Origin of the sequence: Streptomyces sp. NBC_01717 (genome assembly GCF_036248255.1) — a bacterium.
GTDB lineage: Bacteria > Actinomycetota > Actinomycetes > Streptomycetales > Streptomycetaceae > Streptomyces.
Genome location: NZ_CP109178.1, coordinates 9,162,286 through 9,187,556, shown reverse-complemented (window position 1 = coordinate 9,187,556; position 25,271 = coordinate 9,162,286). Strand labels below are relative to the sequence as shown.

Below are 25,271 nucleotides of genomic sequence, written 5' to 3'. Positions count from 1 at the left end.
CGCGCAGGCCACGCCGTGACGCGCCGGATGTTCCCGGCGCGACACACCATCCATGGAAAGGCGAATGACAATGATGACCGTCACTCGACTGAACGAGGGGCTGTGTGCGCTGCTCATCGCCTACGTCGGTGCGTCGTGCGCCGTGCAGCTCCAGGATTCCGCAGGCGGTCTTGTCCGCTGGTCGGGGTTCTCCGTGCTCGTCCCCGTCGCGGCCGCCGCCTTTCTGCCTCTGCGGCGTTCCCTGATCATCGGAGGCTCCACGCTGGCTGTCACCGTCGCCATCTACGGCTTCGCCATCCACGGGGTATCGGAAGGCGGTCGGGCGGTCGTCATCACCGCGGTCGCGCTGTCCTTCGCCTTCGGCCTCGTCATCTGCTGGGCGCGGCCGCGTCTGCTGCACACGCCCGCCACCGCCACGCGAAACCCGCCCAGCCTGCCCTGCCCGCCCGGCACGCAGCCCGGCAGCGCCCCCGGCACACCGCGTGCGGTTCCGGCCTCACCACGCGGCGTCCTTCCCGAAGCGTTGCCGCAACCGGCGGTGGTGGAGCTGGCCGGCTACTACCGGACCGGGTCCGGCCGGCTCGGCACGCGTGCCCATTGGCTCGACGCCATCCCGTTGTCCGGCACCCGGGTCGGACTGGTCGCCGGCGCCGTATCCGGGCCGGGCGCTGACGCCACCGCCTCCGAACTCCGCACCGCGGTACGCACCCTGGCCGACATCGACCTGCAGCCCGAGGAACTGCTCACCCACCTCGACGATGTCCTGGCCCGTCTCCGCCCCGACAACCGTCCCGGTCACGACACCCGGCCCACCGGCACCGTCAGCGCCCAATGCCTGTACGCGGTCTACGATCCCGCGTCCTGCCGCTGCACACTCGCCGGCGCCGGAAGCCCCTCACCCGCCCTCATCGCACCCGACGGCACGGTCACAGTCATCGACCTGCCCGAAGGCCCACCCCTGGGACAGACAGACCTGCCCTTCGAAGCCACCGAGATAGACCTGCCCGAGGGCAGCCTGCTCCTGCTGTACACCAACACCGGCAACGGCGCCCATGAACCCGGCGGCGAGGAGCTGCTCAGTGCACTCGCCCAGCCTCAGTCCTGCCTGGACGCCACCTGCCGAGCCGCCCTCGACGCCCTGCTCCACGCTCACCACGACCAGGCCGCTGTCCTCGCCGTCCGCACCCACGCTCTGGACACCCGCTCCGTCGCCACCTGGGACCTGCCGGCCGACCCGGCCGCCGTCTCCCACGCCCGCACCCACATCGCGGAAAAACTGACCGCCTGGGGCCTGACGGATGCCGCCCCAACCACCGAACTCATCGTCAGCGAACTGGTCACCAACGCCATCCGCCACGCCCAACCCCCCATCCAGCTGCGCCTGATCAACCACGCCGGGAGCCTGGTCTGCGAGGTCGCCGACGGCAGCAGTACTTCACCACACCTGCGCCGGGCCCGCACCCTCGACGAAAACGGACGCGGACTGTTCATCGTCGCTCAACTCGCCGAACGCTGGGGAACCCGCCACAACCACCACGGCAAGACCATCTGGGCCGAGCACACACCCGCACCCGACCAGCCCACCACCGCGGCCTGAGCTCGTCCTACCTTCCGGGCGCGGCACAGACGCAGCCGGCGATTTTTGTGTGAGCCCCTCAGACCTGCGTGCCGGCCGGTTCCAGTCGCACCACGATGCCCTTCGAAATCGTGGTGCTGCTGACGTCGGCCACACCGCCCTCGCCGATGACGGGCCTCTCCATCAACGCGCTTCTGAGCTGGAAGCGTTCGCCGGCAGCCCGTCCAGCGCTGCGGGGAGGCCAGCGGACTGCTGCGGTCGGCCACGCGGGGTGCGTAGGCGTCCCAGAACCACTTCATGGCCGCGTGAGCCGGCAGTTTTCGGCGAAGCGGTCGTGGCTGCTGGAGTGTCCGGGCACGGCGCGTGTAGAGGTCAGGCGGAGGAAGTCAGCCGGTCCCGTTCGTGAAGCACGTACAGGGCGGCCAGGGAGGGAGCGATCAGCACGGCCGCAGTGCAGGCCACAGCGACCAGCACCCACAAGGTCGAGTCGGGAGCCGCGGCCTGGGTCAAGGACAGGTGGGTGCCCAGGAGGTACGGATACTGGGCGACGCCCCATCCGGCGATCACCGTGGCCACGGCCAGCGACGCCAACGACCGCGACAGGCGCGCCCGACGGGCCTTGAGCGTGGCCAGGGCTGCGAGTCCGGCTGCGGCGGACACGACCAGCAGAGCCAGTCCGCGGGTACTGAGTTGGTGGAACAGACGCGGTGCGTCCACATGCAGGACGAAGACGCCTGCCAGTCAGACGATGCCCACCGCGATACCTGCCGCCAGTGCCCTCCGCCGGAAGTACAGGTGCAGAGCCTCATCCGGATACGGATGCGTGGCAGCCGAGGAGAGGAAAACGGCAGCGAGGTAGGCGCATACGACGACCGCCAGGACACCTCCCAGAACACCGGTGGGGTTGAGCCAGCTGGACAGTGGGGCGCCGCCGCCGGCACTGGGGACGCGGCCGGAGGCGACGGCCCCTGCGATGCCGCCGAAGCAGAACGGCGTCAGCACCGAGGAGACCGCGAAGATGACCCCGGTGAGACGCTGCTGCGCGGTGCGCAGTGTCACTTTGCGGAAGGCGAAGCCGGACCCGCGCAGGACGATGCCGAGTGCCGCGAGGCCGAGCGGGATGTACAACGTCGTGGTGATGGCGGCGAAGGCGGGCGGAAAACCCGTCCACAGCACTACCAGGCAATAGATGAGCCAGGTGTGGTTCGCTTCCCAGACCGGGCCGATGGACCGGTCGATGAGCGAGCGGGGGGCGCTGCCCCGTTCGGCTCCGCCCGCGGTCAGATCCCAGAACCCGGCGCCGAAGTCGGCACCACCGAAGACGGCGTAGGCGATGACTCCAACGAACAGGATGACGCCGATCGCATCGGTCATGGCGTTCGGCTTTCCGGGCTCGCGGCGGAGACAACAGGGACTTCGGGTCCGTAGGGGACCTGGACGTCGTCGTCGCCCTGAGCCGCCCATCGCCGGCGCAAGGCACGCAGAACCAGCAGGGCACCTGTACCAACGGTGGCGTAGATGATCACGGTCGCGCCGAAGAAGGGCCACAGGTTGCCGTGGGTGGTGACGGCGTCCCGTGTCAGCAGCAGTCCGACCACGGTCCACGGCTGCCGTCCGACTTCGGTGACCACCCAGCCGCTTTCCAGGGAGACCAGCGCTACCACGCCCGACAGCGCGGCGCACCGCAGGAACCAGACGTTGGTGGGGACGCGGCGGTGGCGCCACCACAGCCAGGCGAACCATACGGACAGGGCCAGCAGAACCATGGAGGCGCCCACCATGATGTCGAACGCCAAGTGCACGATGCTCACGCCCGCGTCGCTGGGGCGCACCGGTGCGGGGATTGCGTCGAGCCCGTCGATATGGGTGCTGGGGCGGAACCCGGCCAGCAGCGATGCCATGTCCGGGATCGGCAGCCCGTAGCGGACCTTCCCGTCGATCAGGACACCACCGAGTGTTTCGGGGACGTGATCGCCGGAGTCGGGAAGCAGTTCGATGGCGGCGAACTTCGCCGGTTCGGAGTGGAATACCTGACGGGCGACCAGGTCCCCGACGAAGATCTGCACGGGTACGGTGACGGCGGCCACGACGAAGCCGATGAGGAAGCCGGTGCGGTGGTAGGCGTCCTGTCTTCCTTTGAGCATCCCCGCCGCGTACACCCCGGCCACGACGAAGCCGGCGACGATGTAGGCCGCCAGCAGCATGTGGATCGTCTCGAACCAGAACGCGCCGTTGAAGAACACCTTGGCCGGGCTGACGTCGACGATGCGGCCCGCACGCATGGTGATGCCGCCGGGCTGGTTCATCCAGGCGTTGGCAGCCACCACGGCCGAGGCACCGCCGAGGCTGGAGATCACCACCGGGACACCGGTCCAGAAGTGTGCCCAAGGCGACAGCCGGTCCCATCCGTAGATGTAGAAGGACATGAAGATCGCTTCGAGGAAGAAGAAGATTCCCTCGATGGCGAACGGGAACCCGAAGGCGGCGCCGTACCGCCCCATCAGTCCGGGCCACAGGATGCCCAGTTCGAAGGTGAGTACGGTGCCGGACACGGCTCCCACCGCGAACAGCACTGCGGCAACCTTCGACCAGCGGCGTGCCAGGAGCATGGCCTGCTTGTCGCCGCGGCGCAGTCCTCGATGGTTGGCGAGGAGCATCAGGAAGGTGAAGGCCACACCGAACGGCACGATGATGATGTGGAAGCCGAGGGTGAAGGCCATCTGTTCACGAGCTGGCAGCAACTGTGACGGCTCACCTGCGGACGCCAGCGCCTGCAGCACTGCGGTGGTGGCGCATGAGGCTGACGGCATGCCCCGCATCCTCGCGCCCGGTGTGATCGGGGCGCGTGCCGACACGGCCCCACCAGGCTCTTTAACCCGAGCGGATCACCCCAAGACCCTCGCCCCCCTGGGGCCTGGCGCGGTTAGGGAACCGGCGACGCTCGGAGGAGGCTCGGTGAAGCAGCCGCACACCTCGAGGCCGGCCCAGGCCTGGCGGATCAGGGACTGCTCGAAGTTGCCCGAGCCCCTTCCGCGTGCTCGTCGGTCATGAGCACAGGTTGTGCCGGAGCGCGGCGCCGCACTCCCCTACTCCCGTGCGGATCCCGCCGGTGTGATGGGGCGGGCCAGGTTCCAGACCCCTGACGACGGCGACGGTCACCAGCGCGTAGGCCACGTGCGGAACGATGTCGGCCTCTGCGAACGGCCCAGCGCGTGCTCAAAGTTGACGTACCGGTTCCGGCAGGTCTTGATGCCACCCCCGCCGCTCTCGCCGATTGCGGGCGCGTCCTGCCCACGTCCCGGCGACGCCGGACCGCGGGAGTGCTCCGCAGGCTTGGGGTGCAGCGGGAGCGGCACCGTCACCGGGGTGAATCGCACCCATGGCCGACGGGCGGCCGCGTCCGCGCGCATCCTCGCCACGCCAACCTGGCGGCTGACTTGATACGCCGACAGCATTGCCTCGGCCAGGCGGGACTCTCTCAGGATGTCGCGCGGACAAAGCGGAGGGATGCGGTGACGGTGGTGCGGCCGCGGATCATGCCCAGCTGGTTCCATCCCATGCTGAACTGCTCCCGGTCCACGGTGAACTCCGCCGTGAGCGTGACTGCGTCGGCGCTCGCCTCGGTGAGGTGAGCGGTGAAGGCCTGTGGACGGCTGATGCCCCGCGCGGTCAGCTGACCGGCGACCTGGACCGTCTTGTCGTCCCCGGTAGTCGCGCTGCCCACGGCGAAGGTGAGCTCGGGGTGCCGGTCCGCGTCGAAGAAGTCGGCGGATCGCAGGTGCGTGTCGCGCTTGGCGTTCTTGGTGTCCAGGGAGGTGGCGTCCAAGGTGATCGAACCGCTCGCGGAACCGTCGGGGCCGACCTCACCCCCACCCGCGAGACCGGTGAAGTTGCCCTTCACGGTGACCATGCCCCACATCGTCTTGTGTCGGACACCGACAGTGGAACGGGCGGGGTCGAGCTGCCAGGTGCCGGTTTCGACTGCACTGGACATGCGGTCCTCCTGATGGGATGCCTGAGGTGAACGGACCGGAGGCGGGGCGCGACGCCCCCCAGTCGTCCAAATTTGGATGACTGGGGGCTAGCCGATACTCCAAATTTGAACAACAGGTACACTGGAATCATGGCAATTGTCCCCGTCCCCGCCGACCTGCCCGGACATGACGCGACCGGCGGGTCCGCCTTGCTGCCGCCCGAACTCCGGGCCTGGATGGGGCTGCTGGCCGCGGCCGGCGCGATCGAGCAGCAACTGCGCTCCCGCGTGAAGGAGTCGCTCGGGGTCTCCCACGACGAGTTCCTCGTGCTATGCCTCCTGGCCGACGGGCCCGCCACCGGCCTGCGCATGACGCAGATCGCCGAACGCCTCGGCCGCCCCAAGACCCGACTCACCTACCAGGTCGCCTGCCTCCAGCACGCCGGACTGATCACCCGCAGCACCGCCTGCGGCGACCGGCGGGGCATCCAGGTGACGCTCACCGACAAGGCACGGCAACTCCTCCGAGACGCCTCCGGCGCGCTGGCCGACGCCGTCACCCGAGCCATCAAGAGCCTGGAGGGCCAGCACGACTGCGCGATGATGCACAGCCTGCTACCGAAGTCGACGGATGCCGAGGACAACACGTAGTGCCCGGGGCCCCAGGCCCGGCCTCGACCCTCTCAATCACAACTCTCCGGAACCCGACCCGCCCATCACAGCCGGTCCAACGGCCCTCGGAGACGGAACCGGGCATCGCCCGCATCACCGCCAGCGTCACTGAGCTGTGGGACGATACCCACCGTCGGGCGCCAGAGCGCGAGTTGCGTGGAAGCCTCCGCTGCGCGTTGTCGGCTGGTCCGCGCCGAGGGGGAGCAGGACCGAGGGCAAACCGCGGGCGAACGCTCCCATGAGGCTGCCGGAGCCGCCGTGCGAGACGACCAGATCGCACTCGGGCAGAATCAGCTCCTGCGAAATGAACTGTTCAACCCGGATGTGGTCAGGCAACGGCCCGATCTCGGTGGGGGCGACGCACGCACCGATGGTCACCACCACGCTCTGGAGTCCAGCCAGCACCCGGCGAATCGGTGCCGAGCGCCTGCGTGATCAGCAACCGCTCAGGCTGCCGGACGATACCTCGCTACCCGGTTCCCTCAAGGCCCTCAACACCCTCCACATCCCTGTCGGTCACCCCACGCCCGAGAGAGCAGATCGGCAGTGGAGACGGTGCCATGCGGCACCTGCAGTTGCCGGACATCGTTTCTGACGCCTGGTCGAGTCGAACGTTGTCAGTACGCCCCGAACGACCAGAAGACGCCCACCTCGTTGTCGGTCACCGCGATCAGGCCCAGGTCCTCGAAGAGGTCAACGCCGTTGAGGTACTCGGAGGTGACGAAGCCATGGGATTTGGTGCCCTGGAGGCCTGCTGCGAGGAAGTCCGGGGCCGGGTCAGAGGCGGCGGCTGTCGCGTTGGTCCAGTAGCGCGCGGTGGGCCCGTACCGGTCGAGCAGGGTTCGGGCATCCGCCAGCACGGCGTCCCGGTCCGGGCGGGAGCGGACGGGGGCGGGCTCCGACTGCCATTCCTCGGCCATGATGGCGAGCGCGGCGACTGCCGCCTCCGCTTCCAGGGCGTACAGGTGGTCGGGGAACTCTGATGCGCTCGGGGGGTCGAAGGGGTACGCAGGCACTGTGTGGCGGGCGGCGTTGGTGCGGTCATAGTCCAGTCGGACCCAGCCCCTGGGGTCAGGGACCGACCGGTGCAGCACGGCGTGGACGTCGTGCGCCCAGTGCTCGTGCAGCCGGGGGCCGGTAGCCACGAAGGTGTACGTGTCGTCGAGCAGCCGCAGCGCCGCCGCGTTCCAGGGACAGCGACGGGAGCGGAACTCCGCCACCAGGCCGCCGACTTGGCGGACGAAGGTGTCCTTCGGTTCGCAGGGGATACGTAGGAGCTGGTCGAGGGCCCAGCGGGCGAGCTCGCCCCCTCCTTCCGCTGCAAGGCAGACCGGCCCCTGCGGGAGCGGGAGGTCTGTTCCGTCCCAGAGCGCCTCGAGGTGCGCGTCGAGCAGGTCCAGGGCGGTGCGGTCGGCAGGCAGAGGCATTTCGCCACTCTAGGCCGTCTCTTTCGGGCTGTGCCGGTCTGGGGTGATCGGCAAGACGCGCGCTGCGGCGAACGATCCGGAGGAGCGACGACACCGTGTCTCAGTCGGCCCGAGGCAAGCACAGTGCTGTCGAAACTCGGGTTTTGGCCCGACTTTTGTGGTGTTGCCACGGTGAGTGATCGCCGCTGGTCGAGCGTACGAAGGATCAGCTGCACACTTTGGCGCCATTGGGTTGCGGCGGTGCTGTCTACCCAGCCCTGGGCCAGCTCGGATCCGTCGCCGAGGACGTGATGAAGCGCGCCGCGGGCCAGGGCAGGCAACGAGGCCGGCAGTTGGGGCAGGGGCCGTCCGGCCCGTCCTCGGGGTCGATCACCACCGAACTCTGGGCAGCGATCAAAGCAGGAGCCGCAACTGCCTCCGACGCGTCCCCACCATCAACGCCCTGTTCATCACTCGGCGTGAACGGTCCTCCCGAGAGACTTGACGGGGTTTGTCCTGCCCGAGTTCGGCAGGCTGCGGGAGACCGGTGGCCAGTGGGCGCCGTATCACGGGCCGGCAGTCCATTGCCGAGCCCGGACGGCGGGGATAGCTCGCTCGGCGGCTCAGTGGACAGAGGCACCGACCTCTGCTGCCGGTCAAGAGCGAGGGTGTTGTTTGGGTGAGGCGTACTCAAGGGGAGAGCCGGAGTGTGCCAATGGCCACGCCTGCCCCCGAGTCCCCGTCCGTCGATCCGGCCACGATGCTCGAAGACGCGGCGGCGTTCAGCGCGGAATCACCCAGCTCGGCGCCCAGGTCCCGGCGGCGTCGTGGCCGGCCGCGGTGGCGGCGAGGTAGGCGCGGAGGGTGGCCAGCGCCGGGTGGGGGTTGTCGCGGTGCCAGAGGAGCGAGTGCGGGTAGACGGGCGTCGGATCGGTCACCGGGATACGGCGCAGCCCGTGGCCGGCGGGCCAGACGAGGCGGGTGTGCCCGCCCATGAAGGTGGCCAGGGCCGGGGTGTCGGCGATGGTGTCGAGGAGCGCGTCGGAGCCGAAGTTGGGGCCGGTCGCCTCGATCGTGAGGCCGAACTCGGCGACGAGGTCGTCGTAGTAGGCGGCCCACTCGGTACCGGGGACGATGCCGGGCATCCAGATCCGGTGCCCGGCAAGCTGAGCGAGGGGCACCGACCGGGCGGCCGTCAGCGCGTGGGCGGGACCGGTGAGGAGCTGGAGCGGCTCGTCGAGCACCCGGACGGACTCGATGTCCTCGGGAAGGGGCCGGCCGGGCACGGCGACGGCACGGAAGGACGCGTCGATCGCACCGGACCGAATGGCGGCGACGGCCGTCTCGATGTCGAACAGCATCACCACGTCCAGGTCGATCTCGGGGTGCGCGCGGTGGAAGCCGCGCAGCAGCCCCGCCGCCGCGCCGCGCGAGGCGATCACGTCGACTCGCAGCGGACGGCGGCCGGTGCGCACGGACGCGACCGCGCGCTCGGCGACGCGCAGCAGCTCGCGCGCGTGGGGAAGGAACGCCTGCCCGTCGATGGTCAGCTCGGCGCCGCGCGCGGTGCGCGTGAACAGCCGCACGCCGAGGGTGCGCTCCAGCGCGGCGATGCGCTTGGAGACGGCCTGCTGGGTGACTGCCAGCTCGGCGGCGGCCTCCTGGAACTGCCCCGCGTCGGCGGCGGCGACGAACGTCCGGACGGTGTCGAGATCCATGCAGACACCCTATGGACACAACCGTTGGTTGTGGCCGATGGCTCTGCGGTTGTTTGATTCCTGGTTGTGATGCTCGCTTTGATGCTTCCGATCGCGGATCGGTTGTGCAGGGTGAGTGGCGAGGGGCGTCGGGCATGAGGAGCGGGCACCGGCTGGGAGATCTGCTCGGACAACAGCTGGGGCGGCGGTTCGGGTGGCTCTGGGGAGCGTACGGGACCAGCGCGCTCGGCACGTGGCTCGCCTTCGGTGCGTTCCCGCTGATCGCCATCCGGGTGCTGCACGCCGGACCGGCCGAGGTCGCCGCGCTCTCCTCCGTGGGGGCTGCGGTGGGCGCGGCCGTGGCGGTGCCGCTCGGCCCGTGGGTGGAGTTCCGCCGCAAGCGGCCGGTACTGATCGCGATGGACCTGGTGCGGTTCGCGGCGCTGCTGACGATCCCCGCCGCGTTCGCGCTCGGTGTCCTCACGTTCCTTCAGCTCCTGCTGGTCTCGGTCGTCGTCGCGGCGGCCGACATCACCTTCCGCGCCGCCTCCGGCGCGTACTTGAAGACGCTGCTGCCGGCCAAGGACCTCCTCGTCGCCAACGCGCGGTTCGAGTCCACGGCCTGGACGACCACGATCATCGGACCACCGCTGGGCGGCGCGGCGATCGGGCTCCTCGGTCCGGTGGCGACGGTGGTCGCCGACGCGGTCAGCTACCTGCTCTCGGCCCTGGGCATCCGGGCGACCGGCGGGCACGAGCAGCGACCCGAGCGCCGGGAGGCCGCGCGCATGCGGGCCGGGGACCTGCTCGACGGCTGGCGGTACCTCCTCGCCGACACGACACTGCGACCGCTGTTCTTCAACACTGCCCTGTTCAACGGCCTGGTGATGGCCGCCGAGCCACTGCTGGCCGTCCTGATGCTCGGCCAACTCGGGTTCGCACCGTGGCAGTACGGCCTCGCCTTCGCCGCGCCCTCGATCGGCGGGCTGCTCGGATCGCGGCTGGCCCGGCCTCTCGTCACCCGGTTCGGGCAGCACCGGGTCCTGATCGTGACCGGGGCGCTGCGCGCGCTCTGGCCCATCGGCCTCGCCTTTCTGGGGCCGGGCACCGGAGGGCTGCTGCTGGTGATGGGCATCGAGCTCGGACTCATCTTCTGCTGCGGGGTCTTCAACCCCGTCTACGCCACCTACCGCCTCGAACGCACCGCGACCGACCGGATCACCCGCACACTGTCCGCCTGGGCGGTGACGACCAAGGCCACGACCGCGCTCCTGACAGCCGTCTGGGGCGTGCTCGGCGTGCTGCTCGGCCCGCGCACAGCCATCGGCCTGGCCGGCGTGCTCCTGTTGGCAACCCCGCTGCTGCTCCCCCGCCGCGCGGCAGCGCCATTCTCCGAGCCGACACCGAGCCGCACCTGACAGGCCGCCACGGCCGTCACCTCGGTGGGGCTGCGCCGCCCTCCGTCGGATCGGTTTGTCCCTCGGCGTACAGCTCGGACATGAGCGCGACGACCTCCACCGTGGCCGGTGCGCCCGGCGAATCCCGCACTCCACAGCCACAGTCACCGAGGCCGCCAGTTCGTACGCTCCCTGCACCGCGACGTCCGGCGCCATGTGGCCCACCTCAGCTCCGACCCCCGAGCGGCCGATGAACTCACTCAGGACACGTTGAAGGTGCGTGACTTCCGGCAGCCAGGGAGCCTGCTTGCCGACGCAGTTGGGCGCGGGTCGTGGCCTCGGGTGCGGGAACAGCATCCGGTACGCGCAGGCGCTGGAGCCCGTCGAGGGTGACGACCACGTCGGTGACGGTGTCGGGGCCCTTGTCGGTCATGGTGAGGGGCGCCTCGGCGCACTGTCCCTATCCAGGTCATGAATGGCACCATTGCTGCTCATGACGTCCGGGCCCACCTTCCGCCTCGCGCGTGCCGCGGTGTTCGCGGCCGTGTGTGTGGCGGCGACGGGTCTTGGCCACGCCCTGATGTCACGAACGGTGCCGGGTTGGGCAGTGGGGTATGCGTTCGCCGCCACGACCGCCGGAGCCTGGTGGGTGGCCGGACGCGGCGAGCGCGGTGCCCCAGCGGTGACAGGCGCCACGGTAGTGGCCCAGTTCGCCCTGCACGGCTGGTTCAGCCTTGCCCAGGCCTTCGCCGCCGCCCCCACCAGTACCGGCGGGATGACTGTCGGTCATCAGGCCATGGATGCGATGCCCATGACCTCCGCAGCCATGGGTGGCTGGTCCACCGGCATGGCCTCCGCCCACGCCCTCGCCGCAGTGCTGAGCGGGCTGTGGCTTTGGCGCGGCGAGGCCGCGGCTTTCCAACTCGCCCGCTCCCTGGCCCTGTTCGTCTTCGCTCCCCTGCATCGGGCCTGGCGCGTCCACGTCGCCGTCAGTACACCCCCCGTCCCCGCAAGCCCCGCGTCCTTCCACATCCCCTCGCGCCTGCCCCATCAGCCGGCCCTGGGGCACAGCGTCACGCGGCGGGGCCCACCGAAGCCGACGATCTGCTCCTGACCGTCCGTCCCGCTCCGTCGCGGTGACGGGCGCAGTCCGGCGTGCCCGCACGCACCGCCTGCCCGGCGCCTTCGGGCGCTTCGGCTGCGGCAGCCGTGTCACGCCGTACCGCCTTTGAGGCGGACCGAATCGTCTATTTCGTGGGCGCCCGCGCCCCTGCGCGCCGGGTGCCGATTGGGGATGCACGCATGTCTTCAACACAGGAACAAGCACCGAGAGACGACCGCGAGGAGGCCGTAATGGCCGTGGCGGAAACCGTCGGCCCCACCGAGCCGTCGCCCGCCGCGGAAACCGGCCCCTCGCAGCCAGGTCCTTCGTGGAGGGGCGTACGAGCCCTGCTCGTCCGGCTGCACTTCTACGCCGGGGTATTCGTCGCCCCCTTCCTGCTCGTGGCCGCGCTGACCGGGCTGGCCTACACCTTCACCCCTCAGCTCGACCAGCTCGTCTACGGCGAGCAGCTCCGGGTGGAGCAGGTCGGCAACGGGCCGCGCCCGCTCACGGAACAAATCGCGGCGGCCCGGGACGCCCACCCGGAAGGCACGCTGGCTTCGGTGATCACCCCGCCGGGCCCGGAGGACACCACGCGGGTGGTGCTGTCGCTGCCGGAGCTGGGCGACAAACAGCGCACCGTCTTCGTCGACCCCTACACCGCCAAGGTCCAGGGCGAACTGACGACCTGGTACGGCTCGACGCCTCTCACCACATGGCTGGACGACCTGCACCGCAATCTGCACCTCGGCGAGACCGGCCGCCTCTACTCGGAGGTCGCCGCGAGCTGGCTCTGGGTGATCGTCGCAGGGGGGCTCGTCCTGTGGCTGGGACGCGCCCGGGGACAGCGCGCCAAGTCGGCGCGCGGCGTTCTGCTGCCCGATCGCTCTGCCCGGGGCGTACGGCGCACTCGCAGCTGGCACGCGGCGACCGGCGTGTGGCTCGCCATCGGCCTGTTCTTCCTCAGCGCCACCGGCCTGACCTGGTCCCACTACGCCGGGGACCACTTCGGGCAGCTGCTGGACGCAGCCAAGGGCCACGCGGCCGAGCTGGTCACCACACTGCCCGGCGGGGCCGAAACAACCGAGGGTGAGCACGCGGGACACGCCGGACACGGCACAGGCCACGACTCGGCGTCGACGGACCCGGCCGAATTCGACGCAGTCCTCGCTGTGGCCCGCGACGCCGGGCTGGGCGGCCGGGTGGAGCTGACGCCGCCCGCGGACGCGGTGAGCGCCTGGACCGTGGCTCAGGCCGACAACCGCTGGCCGGTGCACTACGACCAGGTCGCCGTCGACCCCGCCAAGGGCGAGGTCACCGCCGAGAGCCGGTGGACCGACTATCCCGCCCTGGCCAAGCTCAGCAAGCTCGGCGTCCAAGGCCACATGGGCCTGCTCTTCGGCCTCGCCAACCAGGTTCTGCTGGCACTGATCGCGCTCGGCCTGATGTTCGTCATCGTGTGGGGTTACCGCATGTGGTGGCAGCGCCGCCCCATGCGTGACGACCGCACCGCGGTCCTCGGCAAGGCCCCGGCACGGGGTACGTGGCGGCAGCTGCCCCTGCCGGTGCTGATCATCGGCATCCCGGCCGTCGCCGCCCTCGGCTGGGCACTGCCCGTTCTGGGGATCACGCTGATCGCATTCCTCATCCTGGACGTGGCGGCCGGGCTCGTCCGGCGAGGCCGCGTCACGTAACGCCGAAGCCGGGAAGACACCATCTGCCTCCGGCCCGGCACGCATCGTGCCGGGCCGGAGTCGGTAGTTCGCTGTGGCGGTTCTTCGTTCTGTTCAGTGCACCGTGGTCGGAGCACGTGATCGGACGAAGGCCGCTTGCATATCCCGGGCCAGGCCCTGGACAAGCTCCTGATCATCCCTTGAGCGGACGGCGTGCACACGGGTGAGACACGGGCGGCGTACCGGCCGACAGCGTTGGCAGGCGGGTCGTGGTCTGCTGCTGTGGGGACACGCGTACTTGCAAGCTGCGCAGTCGTTGCTCTGGTACTTACGGGCTTACCCCGGCATTCGTTGCACTTGATGGCCTGTCAGGACGTGCAGCCTGGGCAACGCTCTGCCGGCGCTGGGGAGGGCCAGGTCTGATGGTCCCGCCTTCCCTGGCGATCATCCGAGTAGCGCGCTCGCGTCGATGAGCCGGACCCGGAGCGAGTCGTCACCTGCGAGAGGGAAGAAGGTATTCCACCAATGAAAATCGATCTGAGCGGACGCACGGCATTGGTCACCGGTTCGACCGCCGGGATCGGGGAGGCCACGGCACGGGCCCTGGCCGAGGCAGGCGCCGATATCGTGGTCAACGGCCGGAACGCCGACCGGGTGTCCGAAGCCGCGAACCGCTTGGGCGGGCGCGGGATCGCCGCCGACGTGGGTACTGCGGAAGGCGCCGCCGCCCTCATCGAGCAGCTGCCCGATGTCGATATCCTCGTGAACAACACCGGAACCTTCGCCGCGCAGCCGGTGTTCGAGATCCCGGACGAGGAGTGGTTGCGTTTCTACCAGGTCAACGTCCTCTCCGGAGTGCGTCTCGCGCGCCACTACACACCGCGCATGGTCACCCGGGGCTGGGGCCGGGTCGTGTTCGTCAGCAGTGAGGCCGGGATCCAGACTCCGACGAACATGGTCCACTACGGCATGACCAAGACGGCGCAGCTCGCGGTGTCGCGCGGCATGGCGCAGGAGGTCTCCGGTAGCGGCGTGACGGTGAACTGCGTGCTGCCGGGCCCCACCCTCAGCGACGGAGTGCTGGAGATGTGGGCCAACCTCTATCCGGGCCTCGACCGCGCCGAGCAGGAGCACAGGTTCGTCGCCGACGGTCGTGCGGCCACCTCCCTGCTGGGCCGGCTGATCCGGCCGGAGGAGGTAGCGAGCCTGATCACCTACGTCGCTTCGGACCAGGCGTCGGCATCCACCGGCGCGGCGCTGAGTGTTGACGGGGGGCTTGTTCCCACCATCTTCCCCTGACCCCGGCACACCCCGAGGCGTGGGCCGTTGAGTCGGTGAAGGGCAGTGTGAGCAACCTGGCCCCGTGCAGCATCGGACGAACCGGCCGCCCTGGCCCGCACCCCGAGCTCAGCGGCTGGCGGAGCCGTGCCCGGCCCGGCCTCGGGCCCGCGCCCTGTCGCGGAGCCACGCAGCTGCCCCCACCAGCACCGCCGCCCCCAGCCCGTACAGGGGCAGCCACAGAGTCGTCGTGCCCGCCAGGCACTCGGCAACGGCCTTGCGGGCCTGGACCTCCTGCGCGAACGCCAGGGCAGCACCGTCGCTGCCGGCCAGGTTCCCCAGCGCGGCCTTCACCTGGAGAGCCTCGTACCTGCCCGCCAGCTCGCACTCGCTGCGCGTGCCCGGCATCGGGAACAGCCAGGCCCGGCGCTGCAGCAGGGGTGCAAGTGCGATCGCCACACACAGGCCGACGACCAGGGCGTACGCGACCAGGCCGCGCATGTACGCCGAGCGAATGTCCGACGTCCACTCCGCCCGTCGCTGGAAGGCGATCATCACTGCAAGGAGCGTCACCCCGATGAACGTGGCGAACCACTGCCACGAGCCCTGGGCGAGCGCGAACGTCAGCACCGCGGCGAGTCCGATGCCGACGACCCCGGGAGCGGGAACGTCATCGCCTGCTGCGACGGATGCCGGCCTCGGGGTCACTCGGGGGCTGGGATCACTCACGGGCCTCTCCTGCAGGGGAGGCATCAGCATCCGCCGCGGGACGCCGCGGCCCTGGGCACCATGCCGTACGGGCCCGGCGCCTCGCCCGGATAGCCCGCACCTGGTCGGCCGCGCGGGCCACAGGCCGGGGGCACGCCTGGCCCGAGGGTGGCCTCGCGGTCAACATCATCGGGTGCTGACCGGCGCCGCCACCGCAGCGTGTCACAGCGTCGCGGACGTCACTTCCCCGGAGGCGCTGCCCGCAAGCCACTGGTCCCATCCCAGGTTGAAGTCGGCGTAGCCGTTGTCGGCCGGCGCCTTGGCACGGGGCGAGCCGGTGATGGTGACCGGGTCGCCCTGCTTCACCTGGCCGTAGAACCACTTGGCGTCCGACAGGGACAGGTGGACGCAGCCGTGCGAGCCGCGGGCGCTGCCGCTGCCCGGATTCGGGTCGCCGGTCGAGTAGTGCACGTATGTGCCGGACTGGGTGAGGTGGACGTCCCAGGGCAACGTCAGGTCGTAGTAGTTGGGGCTGCCCTTGTCGCAGCTGATGCCGACGCTGCAGGAGGTCATGTGGACCTTCTCCTGCTTGTCGATGACGGCCATCGTGCCGTTCCACGTCGGATACTGGGCGCTGCCCGCATTGATCGACAGGGTGCGCACCACCTTGCCGTTCCGGGTCACCTTCATGGTGTGGCCGGTCACCGAGACATCCGCGCGCACGTCGTCACCGATCTTGAAGGTGTGCGTGTAGCCGTGCACGCCGTAACGTCCGTTGCCGTTGCTGACGCCCTTCATGTCGGCGTCGATCTTCACCGTCGTACCGGAGGGCCAGTACGTCTTCGGTCGCCAGTCGGCGCGCTTGTCGCCGAACCAGTGCCAGGCCCCGGACACCGGCTGCGATGCGCTCACCTTCATGTGCTTCTCCACCGTGGCCCGCGCCTTGGCCGCCACCGGGTTCGTGAAGATCACCGAGATCGGCATACCCACACCGACCGTGGTTCCCGTCTGTGGCGTGATCGTCTCCAGCAGCATCGGCGGCCCCGCGGGCTTCGTCGGTGACGGCGAGACACTCGCGCTCGGCTTGTCCGACGCCTTTGCGTCGTCCCCGCTCGCCTTATGACTGCCGCCCCCGCCGCAGGCACTCGCGCCCACCAGCATCACACTCGTGACGAGTGCGATCCCTATGCCACCCTTGCGCCGTCCCACGACCTGCCCCGCTCTCTCGCTCCACAGCCCTGACGGACCCGACTCACTGTCAGACGGCCACGGGGCGGGCCGCAGTTGCGTGCGTCGCGTAAAACCTGTCTCAAGTCTCGTTGCGCACCGCCGGATCGGGACGACGAGGGAGACGTTCCTGGCCGCCGAAGCGGCCGGGTGGTGTCGCGGCGGTGTCTGGGCAGTCCGGCGGCAGCTTGCGTCGTGAGGGAACCACGGCTCTGGGCGGGCTCGTGTCCTGGTACGGGTGGAAGGGAAACCGGGCGAGGTTCGCGGGGGGGATCATGCAGATCATCGAGGTGACCGGGTATGCCGTCCGATCTGCTGTGATCACCATGAGGCGGACGGGGACGCCACTTGAATTCGTGATCTTCCCGATGGTGCATGTGGCTTCACCGACGTTCTACTCCCAGGTCCGCATCAGGCTCAGGGAATGCGACCTCATAGTCGTCGAGGGAATCCGAGGGAAGTCGGTCGGAGTGAGTGCCCTCACGCTTGCTTACCGGTTCGCCCCACGCCGACGGCGCAACGGCCTGCAGGAGCAGCGCGAAGAGCTGCTGCTTCCCGAGGGCGTGCAGGTTATCAATCCGGATGTGACCGCGGCGGAGGCGATCGCGGACCTGAAGACACTGCCGCGGTGGACGTACTTGCTGCTCATGGTCGCGGCTCCCGTGATGGGCCTGGTGTTCGCGCTGCGCGGTCCGCGCGCCTTCCTCGATGAAGACCTGGTGGTCGAGGACCTGCCGTCGACGCTGCGGGCGGAGATGATGGCCGACGACCCTGTGGAGCACGCGATGAGCGATCGGCGCGACCAGCGGTTGCTCGACGCGCTCGGCGAGATCCACGCGGAGCGCGGCGACGAGCCGATCCGGGTGGCCATCGTCTACGGAGCCGGCCACGTCCCGGCAATCGTGTCGGGGCTGAGGAATCGTTACGGGTACCGGCCACGTGAAGCGGAATGGCTTACCGTCCTTGTCCCCGCGTAGACCGCCGGGCAGAACCGCGTGGCAGAGTCGGCACATCCGCGGCGTGGCGTACGTGGTTGAGTCAGGGCGCAGGGCCAGCTGTCCGCTCTCCGCGGGGAGGAGGTGGGACCCACGCTCAGCCGCCGGTTTCGTGCATACGACACGACTCGTCAGGAGACGCAGCTCCGCCGGAACGGCGCAATGATCTTCCGCACGGCCTCGACGGCGCCCCAGTCGTCGTCGTCATGGGCGATGACGCTGAGGAGTTCCCGGAGATGGAGGAGGGGCATCCGTTCCTCCCAGCCGTCCTGCAGAGGGGCGATCTCCTGATACGCGGCGAAGAAACGCTCCGAGGCGGCCGCTCGCGGTGAGCACCACAGCATGCTGAGGTCGGCTTCGGGCCAGTTGTACGACACGGCGGGGTCGATGAGCACGGGGGCACCGTCGCTGGTGGCGACGACATTCTCCTGCCACAGATCGCCGTGGGTCAGGCACGGGGGCTGGGGCGGAACCAGCTCGGGCAGGGCCGCGCACAGCCGTTCCAGGGCTTGACGCTCCTCGCGGTTGAATGCGGCCTCGACCAGCGGTTCCGGGAGCCAGCGCAGGATGCGCCGTTCCCCGAAAAAGGTGTGGCCGTCCGTCTCCCAGGTGTTGTCCTGACGCAGTCGGCCCAGCCAGCCGTCGCGGTGCCAGCCGAACCGGTCGGAGACGGTGGACATGTGCAGGGTGGCGAGCATGGAGGCGAGTTGTTCCCAGAAGTGCTCGTCGTCCCGGCGCGGCTGCATCTTCTCGAGTACGAGCAGACGCGGAGAGGCACACAACACATCCGGTGTGTTCACCCCGCCGAGATTGTGGAGTTCGGACAGACCGGTGGATTCAACCGGGAATATGTCCCGATCCGGCCCGAGCAGGGTCTTTGCAAATAACTCGGTGCCGTCCTGAAGCGTCACCAGACCCGCGATGGCGACAACTCCACCGACGGCCTCTTTCACCTCTTTTGCGGCGTACCCCGCTTCACGAAGCCGATCCGCAAGTATCTCCTCATGCAACACCCACAAATTCATAACATTTTTCCCGTTCACCGACCAGAGATCAGCCGCGAGGAGAGCTGGGAGCAGCGGTTCTGGGGGTTTCCCGCGCGTAGCGAGGGGGACCATCCCGGCGGGTGCGGGGAGCAGGGCACCCAACTGGGCTGGCTCCACATGATGTTGGGACCATGCCCGCGGGCGCGGGGAGCAACTGTCCGGCATCCACACCGCTGCCGTCACACTGCCGGGCGGCCGTCCACCGCGTGACCTTTTGCGCAGCCGGGCGGTCCGGCTGTCGGTCTTCTCCGGGATGGTGTGGCGGATGCCCCGGTCCCGCGAGTAGCGGCGGCACGAGCTGTTGCCGTACGCCTTGTCGGCCGCGGCGCTGTCCGGCTTCTTGTAGGGCCTGCCCCGGCCCGGTCCGCGGAGCACGGAATATGAAGTAATCGCATGATCGGCCGAACAGGCTCTGGGACACGCCTTACGCAGCCGGCCCTCGGCGCACACCGGTGTCCGCATTCATCACCCTCACCGACGGCGAGTTCGACGCGCTCAGCAGCCCCGTCTGACCGACGCTGGATGCCGACACCGGATACCGGACCACTCTCGAAGGACAGCTCATGAAGATCGGCATCATCGGAGCAGGCAATATCGGCGGCAATCTCACCCGCCGCCTCACCACCCTCGGGCACGACGTGTCCGTGGCCAACTCCCGCGGCCCCGAGACCTTGGCTGCCCTGGCCGAGGAAACCGGTGCCACCCCGGTCATTGCCGCCGAAGCCGCCCGCGGCGCGGAAATCGTCGTGGTGACCATCCCTCTCAGGAGGGTCCCCGGCCTGCCCTCCGACCTCTTCGACGGCGCGGCCGAGGGATTCGCCGTCATCGACACCGGCAACTACTACCCCAAGGAGCGCGACGGACGGATCGCCGCGATCGAGGACGACGGCCTGACCGAGAGCCGCTGGACCGAGCAGAACCTCGGCCATCCGGTCGTCAAGGCGTTCAACGGCACCTTCGCCCAGGACATCCTCGCCATGCCGCGGCCGGCCGGGCACCGCGAGCGGATCGCGCTGCCCGTCGCCTCGGACGACGAGACCTCCAAGGCAAAGGTCCGCGCCCTGATCGACGAACTCGGCTTCGACACCGTCGATGCCGGTGGCATCGATGACTCCTGGCGCCAGCAGCCCGGCAGCCCGGTCTACGGGCTCCGCGCCGACGTCGACGGCGTGACGAAGGCTCTCGCCGACGCCTCACCCGAGCGCAAGTCGGACTTCCGGGCTTGAGGACTGTCCGCGGCCGGGTATCGGGACGGTGCGTCACGAACCGGGTGTGCCCAGAGTGAGGGCGCGGGTGTCAGCCGTCTGCTCGGGCCGCCTGTTGCTATTGGTACGTAAGGTCAGAATGGGTGCACGGGATGTTCCTGGAGAGGTTGTTCGGTCATCGTCTCCGGGCCCGCGCCCGGCAAAGGCCGAGTGCGGTGGCCCCTCCCCTGGCCGACATCGTCCCCTCTGCCGTGGGAGAGCCGGCCCACTACAAGATCCCGCCCCGCCTGCGGCTCATGGACACCTTCCCGGCAACCGTCAGCGGTACGGCGGTCGGAATCCGGGTAGCGGCGGCGCGGGACCTTGCGGCCGGGTGATGAGCCGGATCAGCGGATCTCGGTTACCCGGTGTTCCCTGAGCGCTGCGCAGTTGGAGTTTTCCACCGACACGTACACGTTGGCGATGTTGCCGCCCCAACTCACACAGTGCGCCTTGCCGTAGACGTAGCCCGGCCCCGCGTACGACGTGTACATCCCGGAGTCCCCCGCCCACTCGTCGGTGTCGGGGACGTAGATGTACGTGGACATGTCCTTGGCCGTGCCCGGGTTGGCACGGATGGTCGCGACGCAGTTCTTGCCGTTCGACGAGTTGTACGTCAGATAGACGGTACCCAGCGAGCCGACAGGCACCGAGTTCACGGTCTTGTAGGCGGCGCCGCAGACGCGCTGCGGTGTGACGTTGGGCGCGGCAGAGGCGGTCGTGCCGAACACGGCCGTGGCGCCCACCATCAGTGTGGATAACGCCCCGACAGCCGCGACATTACGCATGCTTCCCATATTTCCCCCTTGTTTCTCCGAGAGCGGTTTACTCCCACTTGATGTGACCCCCGAGCGGCAAGGATGGTTGTGCCGGGTGCACATCGCGTGAGGAAGTTCCTCCACCGCGGTCGCCCAGGCCACCTTCGCCCGCGCCACCTCCGACCGGCGCAACCTACGCACCGCCTACCGTGGCTCGCCCGGCAGCAATAAGCCGCCGCTCGGTCGTGCCGAGGCCGTCCGATTCGCCTCCCAGCTCGAGTCTGCGCTGCACGTCTCGAAGGTCATCGCCCATGACCAGCGCTGGCCGATGACCCGAACGCAGTCGCCGAGTACGGCTGGAAGTGCGATCCGGCAGCCGTCGGTCGCCCCGAGCCACGGGGTGGTTCACCAGAGGGCCGCACCAGTCGTTGCAGCGGACGCCCATCCCAGCCCTCCTGTGCAACCGGGGCCCAGTGGCGCTGCGGCCGAGTTGCCGGTCAAGACCCCCCTTTTCGGCCGCCTCTGCGCTCAGCTGACGGCAGAGCCGAACCGCCTTGCCAGCGGGCTGAGCAGTTTCTGCTGATCTTCACCAACCCATGCTCCGTGGCCGTCCGGCCACAGCGGCACGGCGGGCATGTCCAGTTCCTCGCAGCCCGACGGCGGCCTTGATGACCGAGTTGACATCAGTCACGGCTGCGGCCCTGTCACAAATCAGAGCACTGTCCGGTCCATTACTCAAAAGGTACAAATCGGGCCGGATTGATGCCTTCATTCCGCCCCGTCGGTCCCGGTCGACACAGTCGTCCGCGCACCGGTTTCCTGCACCTCCATGCCGCCTCTCCCCACCTACCTGAGGGCAACACTGCGATGATCAGCTACGGCAACGTAACACTCAGTGATCGACTGAACACGTATGAGACCTCGGAGTCGGCAGTCGCGATGTTCGACGGGCAGGGGACGGTGGTCGCATGGACGCAGGCCGCCGAGCGGCTCGTCGGGTACTCCGCCAGGGACGCGGTGGGCCGCTCGACGGCACTCGTTCTGCCATTTTCCGAGGAAGCGCCGACGATATCGGCGTTCATCGAGCAGTGCCGTGCTCAAAATGGCTGGTCGGGCACGACTGCGGTGCGCCACCGAGACGGCCACATGCTCAACATCAACCTGCGGATCTCGATGTTGCGGGGGCAGGACGGAACAGTCCGGTGGCTCATCTCCGTGACCGACATCGGCACGCCCTCCAGGGAGGCAGTGGACGGATCGGTGCGGGAGGCGCTGCTCACCCGCGCACCGATCGGCATCGTCGTTCGTGACTCGCAGCTGCGCTGCACCTGGGTGAACGACACGATGGAGCGCCACGACGGCATTTCCAGTGACCGACGGCTCGGACGCCGATTCACCGATGCGCGACCCGATGTCAAGGCCGAAGCAGTCGAGGCAGTGATGCGGCAGGTACTCCACAGCGGCACCACCAAGGTCCACCAGTACCGGACGTGGCCGTCTACGAATCCACGCCAGGAGCACACCATGGCGGCTTCGTTCTTCTGCCTTCAGGACGCCGACGGCCAAGCACTGGGGGTGTGCACCATCAACGTCGATGTCACCGAGAGCCGGCAGGCGCTCGAGCGCCTCGCCATCCTCAGCGAGGCCAGTACGCGCCTCGGCAGCACCCTGGACGTGATGCAGACCAGCCAGGAACTGGCCGACCTGGCCGTGCCCCTGCTCGCCGACTACGCCATCGTCGACCTGGAGCAGTCGGTCCCGTTCGGCGAGGGGCCCCCGGTCCGCATCGGCCCGATGGACGGGCGCCTCCCCGCGTTCCGACGTGCCGGTCTGGCCTCGATCCACCAAGGGGTCCCGGAATCCGCGTGGATGCGGGGTGAGTCGGTCCCCGTGACGCCCACCTCACCCGTCACCGGCGTCCTGCGCAGCGGGAAGTCCCACCTGGAGGCGGTCCTGGACACCGCTCCGGGCACGTGGATCGACGAGGACCCGGCACGAGCGCAGAAGATCCGTGAGAACAGCATGCACTCCCTGATGATCGTACCCATCCGGGCGCGGCGCGCCCTGCTGGGCGTGGCGTTGTTCGTACGCACCGAGGACCCGGTGCCGTTCCAGGAGTTCGATCTGCTCCTCGCCGAAGAACTCGTCTCTCGCGCTGCGATGTCGATTGACAACGCTCGCCAGTACGCGCGCGAACACACCGCGGCCCTCGCGCTGCAACGCAACCTGCTCCCTCACCGTTTGAAGGGCGGCGCGGCCGTCGAGGCTGCCTCACGCTACCTGCCCGCCGACATGGACCACGGCGTCGGAGGCGACTGGTTCGATGTGATCCCGCTGTCCGGCGCCCGGGTGGCTCTCGTCGTCGGCGATGTGGTCGGACACGGCATCAACGCCGCCGCGACCATGGGCAGGCTCCGCACCGCCGTTCACACGCTCGCCGACATGGAGCTGCCCCCTGACGAACTGCTGGCCCACCTCGATGACACGGTCCAGCGACTGGCCGAGGAAGACGCCGACGCCCCGGACCAGACCCGCACGGTGGTCGGCGCCACCTGTCTGTACGCCGTCTACGACCCGGTCACCCGGAAGTGCACCATGGCGCGGGCCGGGCACCCGCCGCCCGCGATCGTCGACCCGCAGGGCCGAATCACCTTCCCTGATCTTCCCACCGGAACCCCGCTCGGCACCGGACTGGGGGTCCCCTTCGAGGCCGTGGAGGTGGAACTGCCCGAGGGAAGTCTCATCGCTCTGTACACCGACGGCCTGATCGAGTCCCGCGAGCACGACATCGACGTGGGAATGGATCGCCTGGGCGCCGCCCTGGCACAACCGGATCGGTCCCTGGAGGACCTCTGCACCCGCGCGACGGAGACCATCCCGGGGCAGGCACCGTGCGACGACGTCACCTTGCTCCTCGTCCGCACCCGCTCGATCAGCCCGGCCAAGGTCGCTTCCTGGACGCTGCCGAGTGACGAGACCGCAGTCCGCGACGCCCGATACCTGGCATCCTGTCAGCTGGCCGACTGGGGCCTGGACGGTCTCGAGGACACCACGAAGCTGATCATCAGCGAACTGGTCACCAACGCTGTCCGCCACGGCTCCGGCCTGATCGGTCTGCGTCTGATCCAGCATCAAGTCCTGACCTGCGAAGTGTTCGACACCGACGTCGGCTCCCCGCAGCTGCGTCGCGCACGCACCACCGACGAGAACGGCCGCGGCCTCTTCCTGGTCGGTCAGCTGTCCCGCAGATGGGGCGCCCGCTCGGTATCGGGCGGCAAGGTCGTCTGGGCCGAGGAGGACCTGGCCCCCGGCATGCCGAAGGCCCGTGCGTGTGAGGGTGCGCCTGTAGCAGAGGTCGGGGTCGGGTGAGGCCCCGCCGGGGCGTTGTCGTCCCGGCCGTCCTCGTACGGCATGCAGCCGAGCATCTTTGCCGCGCGTCCCAATGCGTGGTCGATTCGTCGCGGGACGCCGAGTCCACTGCCGACCTTCAACACGTACCGACCGGGCCATCAGCATCTGCCGCACAGCAGGGGACCTCACTTGGAGGTACGGCGATGGCATGGCCACGGAGACCCACATCACACAGCCCTTGGCGTCACACTTTGCCGGGCTGCCCGGTCACCGTTGTGTATCTGCAACTGGGTTAGGAGATCCCATGGAATCGCGTCTCAACTACTACGCCAGTCCCCTCGCGGCCAAGGTGTTGAAGCACCTCGTCTCGGCCAGCAAAGTGCTGGCGGACTCGGCGCTGCCGGACACCGTTCAGCATCTGGTGGAGATCCGGGCCAGCCAGGTCAACGGCTGCGGCTTCTGCACCGACATGCACACCAAGGAGGCAACGCACGCCGGGGAGACCTCGGTGCGGCTCAACCTGATCGCCGCCTGGCGTGAGGCAACGGTCTTCACCGAGGCCGAGCGCGCCGCGCTGGAACTGACCGAGCAGGGCACCCGGATCGCTGACGCGGCCGGTGGGGTGACCGACGAGGCCTGGGCGAACGCCGCCAAGCACTTCGATGAGGACCAGCTCGTCGCGCTGATGTCTCTCATCGCCATCATCAACAGCTACAACCGCATCAACATCATCAACCAGCAGCCGGCCGGCAGCTATCAGGTTGGCCAGTTCGGCTGAGCGACGGCGTACGGTCCGGCCGGACGTATACGGTCCGGCCGGACGCGTACGACCGGGAGGCGGATATCGAACGGCCCAAAATGGTGAATGGGGGGCACTACTCCGCACCCACTTCGGTGTGGAGCAACACGGCGTCCCTGCAAGCCTTTCCGGGCCTGAAGTCATGCATGCAGCGAGCTGCGCTCAGGTCCGTCATCGCGTGTCCGCGGGGACGGTTGTGCACCACGCGGTACACCACCAACGACCCGCCGCGCGGCGCAGTTACACCGGGGTGAGCTGTGCACCGAATCGGACCGTGTCTCAGCGCCGGCAGGACGTTCGGACACCCGACAGGGGCTGCTGACCACGGTCAGAACCGGGGCACCCGGCGGCGCGAACATGGTCACCACC

Annotated in this window: 21 protein-coding genes and 1 pseudogene; 11 read left to right on the top strand and 11 right to left on the bottom strand. The window is 69.1% G+C overall.

Going from position 1 to position 25,271, the window contains the following annotated elements:
- The first annotated feature begins 64 nt into the window (after positions 1-64).
- Positions 65-1,597 carry an ATP-binding SpoIIE family protein phosphatase gene (locus OHB49_RS41530; protein WP_329166189.1) on the top strand — a complete coding sequence of 511 codons (1,533 nt, stop codon included), beginning with the start codon at positions 65-67 and terminating at the stop codon, positions 1,595-1,597.
- A 351-nt stretch (positions 1,598-1,948) separates the two neighbouring features.
- Here OHB49_RS41530 and OHB49_RS41525 read toward each other — a convergent pair.
- The 3 genes and pseudogenes from OHB49_RS41525 to OHB49_RS41515 form a co-directional block, all read right to left on the bottom strand.
- Positions 1,949-2,950 (bottom strand): annotated as a pseudogene (locus OHB49_RS41525) (cytochrome d ubiquinol oxidase subunit II).
- Complete coding sequence (locus OHB49_RS41520) at positions 2,947-4,386, bottom strand: cytochrome ubiquinol oxidase subunit I (RefSeq protein ID WP_329166188.1); 1,440 nt, start codon at positions 4,384-4,386, stop codon at positions 2,947-2,949. Before OHB49_RS41520 ends, OHB49_RS41525 begins: the two are co-directional and overlap by 4 nt.
- A gap of 668 nt (positions 4,387-5,054) precedes the next feature.
- Positions 5,055-5,570 carry a YceI family protein gene (locus OHB49_RS41515; protein ID WP_329166186.1) on the bottom strand — a complete coding sequence of 172 codons (516 nt, stop codon included), beginning with the start codon at positions 5,568-5,570 and terminating at the stop codon, positions 5,055-5,057.
- A 129-nt stretch (positions 5,571-5,699) separates the two neighbouring features.
- Between OHB49_RS41515 and OHB49_RS41510 the strand changes: the two genes are divergently transcribed.
- Positions 5,700-6,200 carry a MarR family winged helix-turn-helix transcriptional regulator gene (locus tag OHB49_RS41510; protein ID WP_329166184.1) on the top strand — a complete coding sequence of 167 codons (501 nt, stop codon included), beginning with the start codon at positions 5,700-5,702 and terminating at the stop codon, positions 6,198-6,200.
- A 126-nt stretch (positions 6,201-6,326) separates the two neighbouring features.
- Here OHB49_RS41510 and OHB49_RS41505 read toward each other — a convergent pair whose 3' ends face one another.
- The 3 genes from OHB49_RS41505 to OHB49_RS41495 form a co-directional block, all read right to left on the bottom strand.
- Positions 6,327-6,605: a glycosyltransferase gene (locus OHB49_RS41505; RefSeq protein WP_329166183.1), complete on the bottom strand. Its 279-nt coding sequence runs from the start codon at positions 6,603-6,605 to the stop codon at positions 6,327-6,329.
- A 233-nt stretch (positions 6,606-6,838) separates the two neighbouring features.
- Positions 6,839-7,648, bottom strand: coding sequence for a hypothetical protein (locus OHB49_RS41500; protein ID WP_329166182.1), 810 nt, complete (start codon positions 7,646-7,648; stop codon positions 6,839-6,841).
- A gap of 761 nt (positions 7,649-8,409) precedes the next feature.
- Positions 8,410-9,345, bottom strand: coding sequence for a LysR family transcriptional regulator (locus OHB49_RS41495; protein WP_329166181.1), 936 nt, complete (start codon positions 9,343-9,345; stop codon positions 8,410-8,412).
- A gap of 134 nt (positions 9,346-9,479) precedes the next feature.
- On the opposite strand from OHB49_RS41495, the gene OHB49_RS41490 reads away from it, so the two are divergent.
- Entirely contained in the window at positions 9,480-10,742 is a 1,263-nt protein-coding gene (locus OHB49_RS41490; protein WP_329166180.1) for an MFS transporter, read from the top strand.
- A 235-nt stretch (positions 10,743-10,977) separates the two neighbouring features.
- Here the strand turns inward: OHB49_RS41490 and OHB49_RS41480 are convergent, their stop codons facing one another.
- Positions 10,978-11,154: a hypothetical protein gene (locus OHB49_RS41480; protein ID WP_329166839.1), complete on the bottom strand. Its 177-nt coding sequence runs from the start codon at positions 11,152-11,154 to the stop codon at positions 10,978-10,980.
- Positions 11,155-11,214: 60 nt separating this feature from the next.
- Between OHB49_RS41480 and OHB49_RS41475 the strand changes: the two genes are divergently transcribed.
- From OHB49_RS41475 to OHB49_RS41465, 3 genes are all read left to right on the top strand, one after another.
- Positions 11,215-11,835 (top strand): hypothetical protein, encoded by a 621-nt coding sequence (locus OHB49_RS41475; protein ID WP_329166179.1) that lies wholly within the window; start codon positions 11,215-11,217, stop codon positions 11,833-11,835.
- Between the two features lie 188 nt (positions 11,836-12,023).
- Positions 12,024-13,517, top strand: a complete 1,494-nt coding sequence (locus OHB49_RS41470; protein ID WP_329166177.1) for a PepSY-associated TM helix domain-containing protein — start codon at positions 12,024-12,026, stop codon at positions 13,515-13,517.
- Between the two features lie 504 nt (positions 13,518-14,021).
- Entirely contained in the window at positions 14,022-14,795 is a 774-nt protein-coding gene (locus OHB49_RS41465; RefSeq protein WP_329166175.1) for an SDR family NAD(P)-dependent oxidoreductase, read from the top strand.
- A 108-nt stretch (positions 14,796-14,903) separates the two neighbouring features.
- Here OHB49_RS41465 and OHB49_RS41460 read toward each other — a convergent pair whose 3' ends face one another.
- Together OHB49_RS41460 and OHB49_RS41455 are read right to left on the bottom strand one after the other, a co-directional pair.
- Entirely contained in the window at positions 14,904-15,503 is a 600-nt protein-coding gene (locus OHB49_RS41460) for a hypothetical protein (RefSeq protein ID WP_329166173.1), read from the bottom strand.
- A 201-nt stretch (positions 15,504-15,704) separates the two neighbouring features.
- Entirely contained in the window at positions 15,705-16,643 is a 939-nt protein-coding gene (locus OHB49_RS41455; RefSeq protein ID WP_052190206.1) for a L,D-transpeptidase, read from the bottom strand.
- Positions 16,644-16,984: 341 nt separating this feature from the next.
- Here OHB49_RS41455 and OHB49_RS41450 point away from each other — a divergent pair, with 341 nt between their 5' ends.
- Positions 16,985-17,686 carry a hypothetical protein gene (locus OHB49_RS41450; RefSeq protein ID WP_329166172.1) on the top strand — a complete coding sequence of 234 codons (702 nt, stop codon included), beginning with the start codon at positions 16,985-16,987 and terminating at the stop codon, positions 17,684-17,686.
- A gap of 149 nt (positions 17,687-17,835) precedes the next feature.
- Here the strand turns inward: OHB49_RS41450 and OHB49_RS41445 are convergent, their stop codons facing one another.
- On the bottom strand, positions 17,836-18,717 hold the full coding sequence (locus OHB49_RS41445; protein WP_329166171.1) for a fructosamine kinase family protein: 882 nt from the start codon (positions 18,715-18,717) through the stop codon (positions 17,836-17,838).
- 596 nt (positions 18,718-19,313) lie between these two features.
- On the opposite strand from OHB49_RS41445, the gene OHB49_RS41440 reads away from it, so the two are divergent.
- Both OHB49_RS41440 and OHB49_RS41435 read left to right on the top strand, forming a co-directional pair.
- The gene (locus tag OHB49_RS41440) at positions 19,314-19,976 is read left to right on the top strand and encodes an NADPH-dependent F420 reductase (protein ID WP_329166170.1); all 663 of its coding nucleotides are present in this window, start codon (positions 19,314-19,316) and stop codon (positions 19,974-19,976) included.
- Between the two features lie 194 nt (positions 19,977-20,170).
- Complete coding sequence (locus OHB49_RS41435; protein WP_329166169.1) at positions 20,171-20,332, top strand: hypothetical protein; 162 nt, start codon at positions 20,171-20,173, stop codon at positions 20,330-20,332.
- A 9-nt stretch (positions 20,333-20,341) separates the two neighbouring features.
- Here the strand turns inward: OHB49_RS41435 and OHB49_RS41430 are convergent, their stop codons facing one another.
- Positions 20,342-20,791: a spore-associated protein gene (locus OHB49_RS41430; RefSeq protein ID WP_329166167.1), complete on the bottom strand. Its 450-nt coding sequence runs from the start codon at positions 20,789-20,791 to the stop codon at positions 20,342-20,344.
- Between the two features lie 828 nt (positions 20,792-21,619).
- Here OHB49_RS41430 and OHB49_RS41425 point away from each other — a divergent pair.
- Both OHB49_RS41425 and OHB49_RS41420 read left to right on the top strand, forming a co-directional pair.
- Positions 21,620-24,121: a SpoIIE family protein phosphatase gene (locus OHB49_RS41425; RefSeq protein WP_329166166.1), complete on the top strand. Its 2,502-nt coding sequence runs from the start codon at positions 21,620-21,622 to the stop codon at positions 24,119-24,121.
- Between the two features lie 286 nt (positions 24,122-24,407).
- Positions 24,408-24,881 carry a carboxymuconolactone decarboxylase family protein gene (locus OHB49_RS41420; RefSeq protein WP_329166165.1) on the top strand — a complete coding sequence of 158 codons (474 nt, stop codon included), beginning with the start codon at positions 24,408-24,410 and terminating at the stop codon, positions 24,879-24,881.
- The last annotated feature ends 390 nt before the right edge of the window (positions 24,882-25,271 follow it).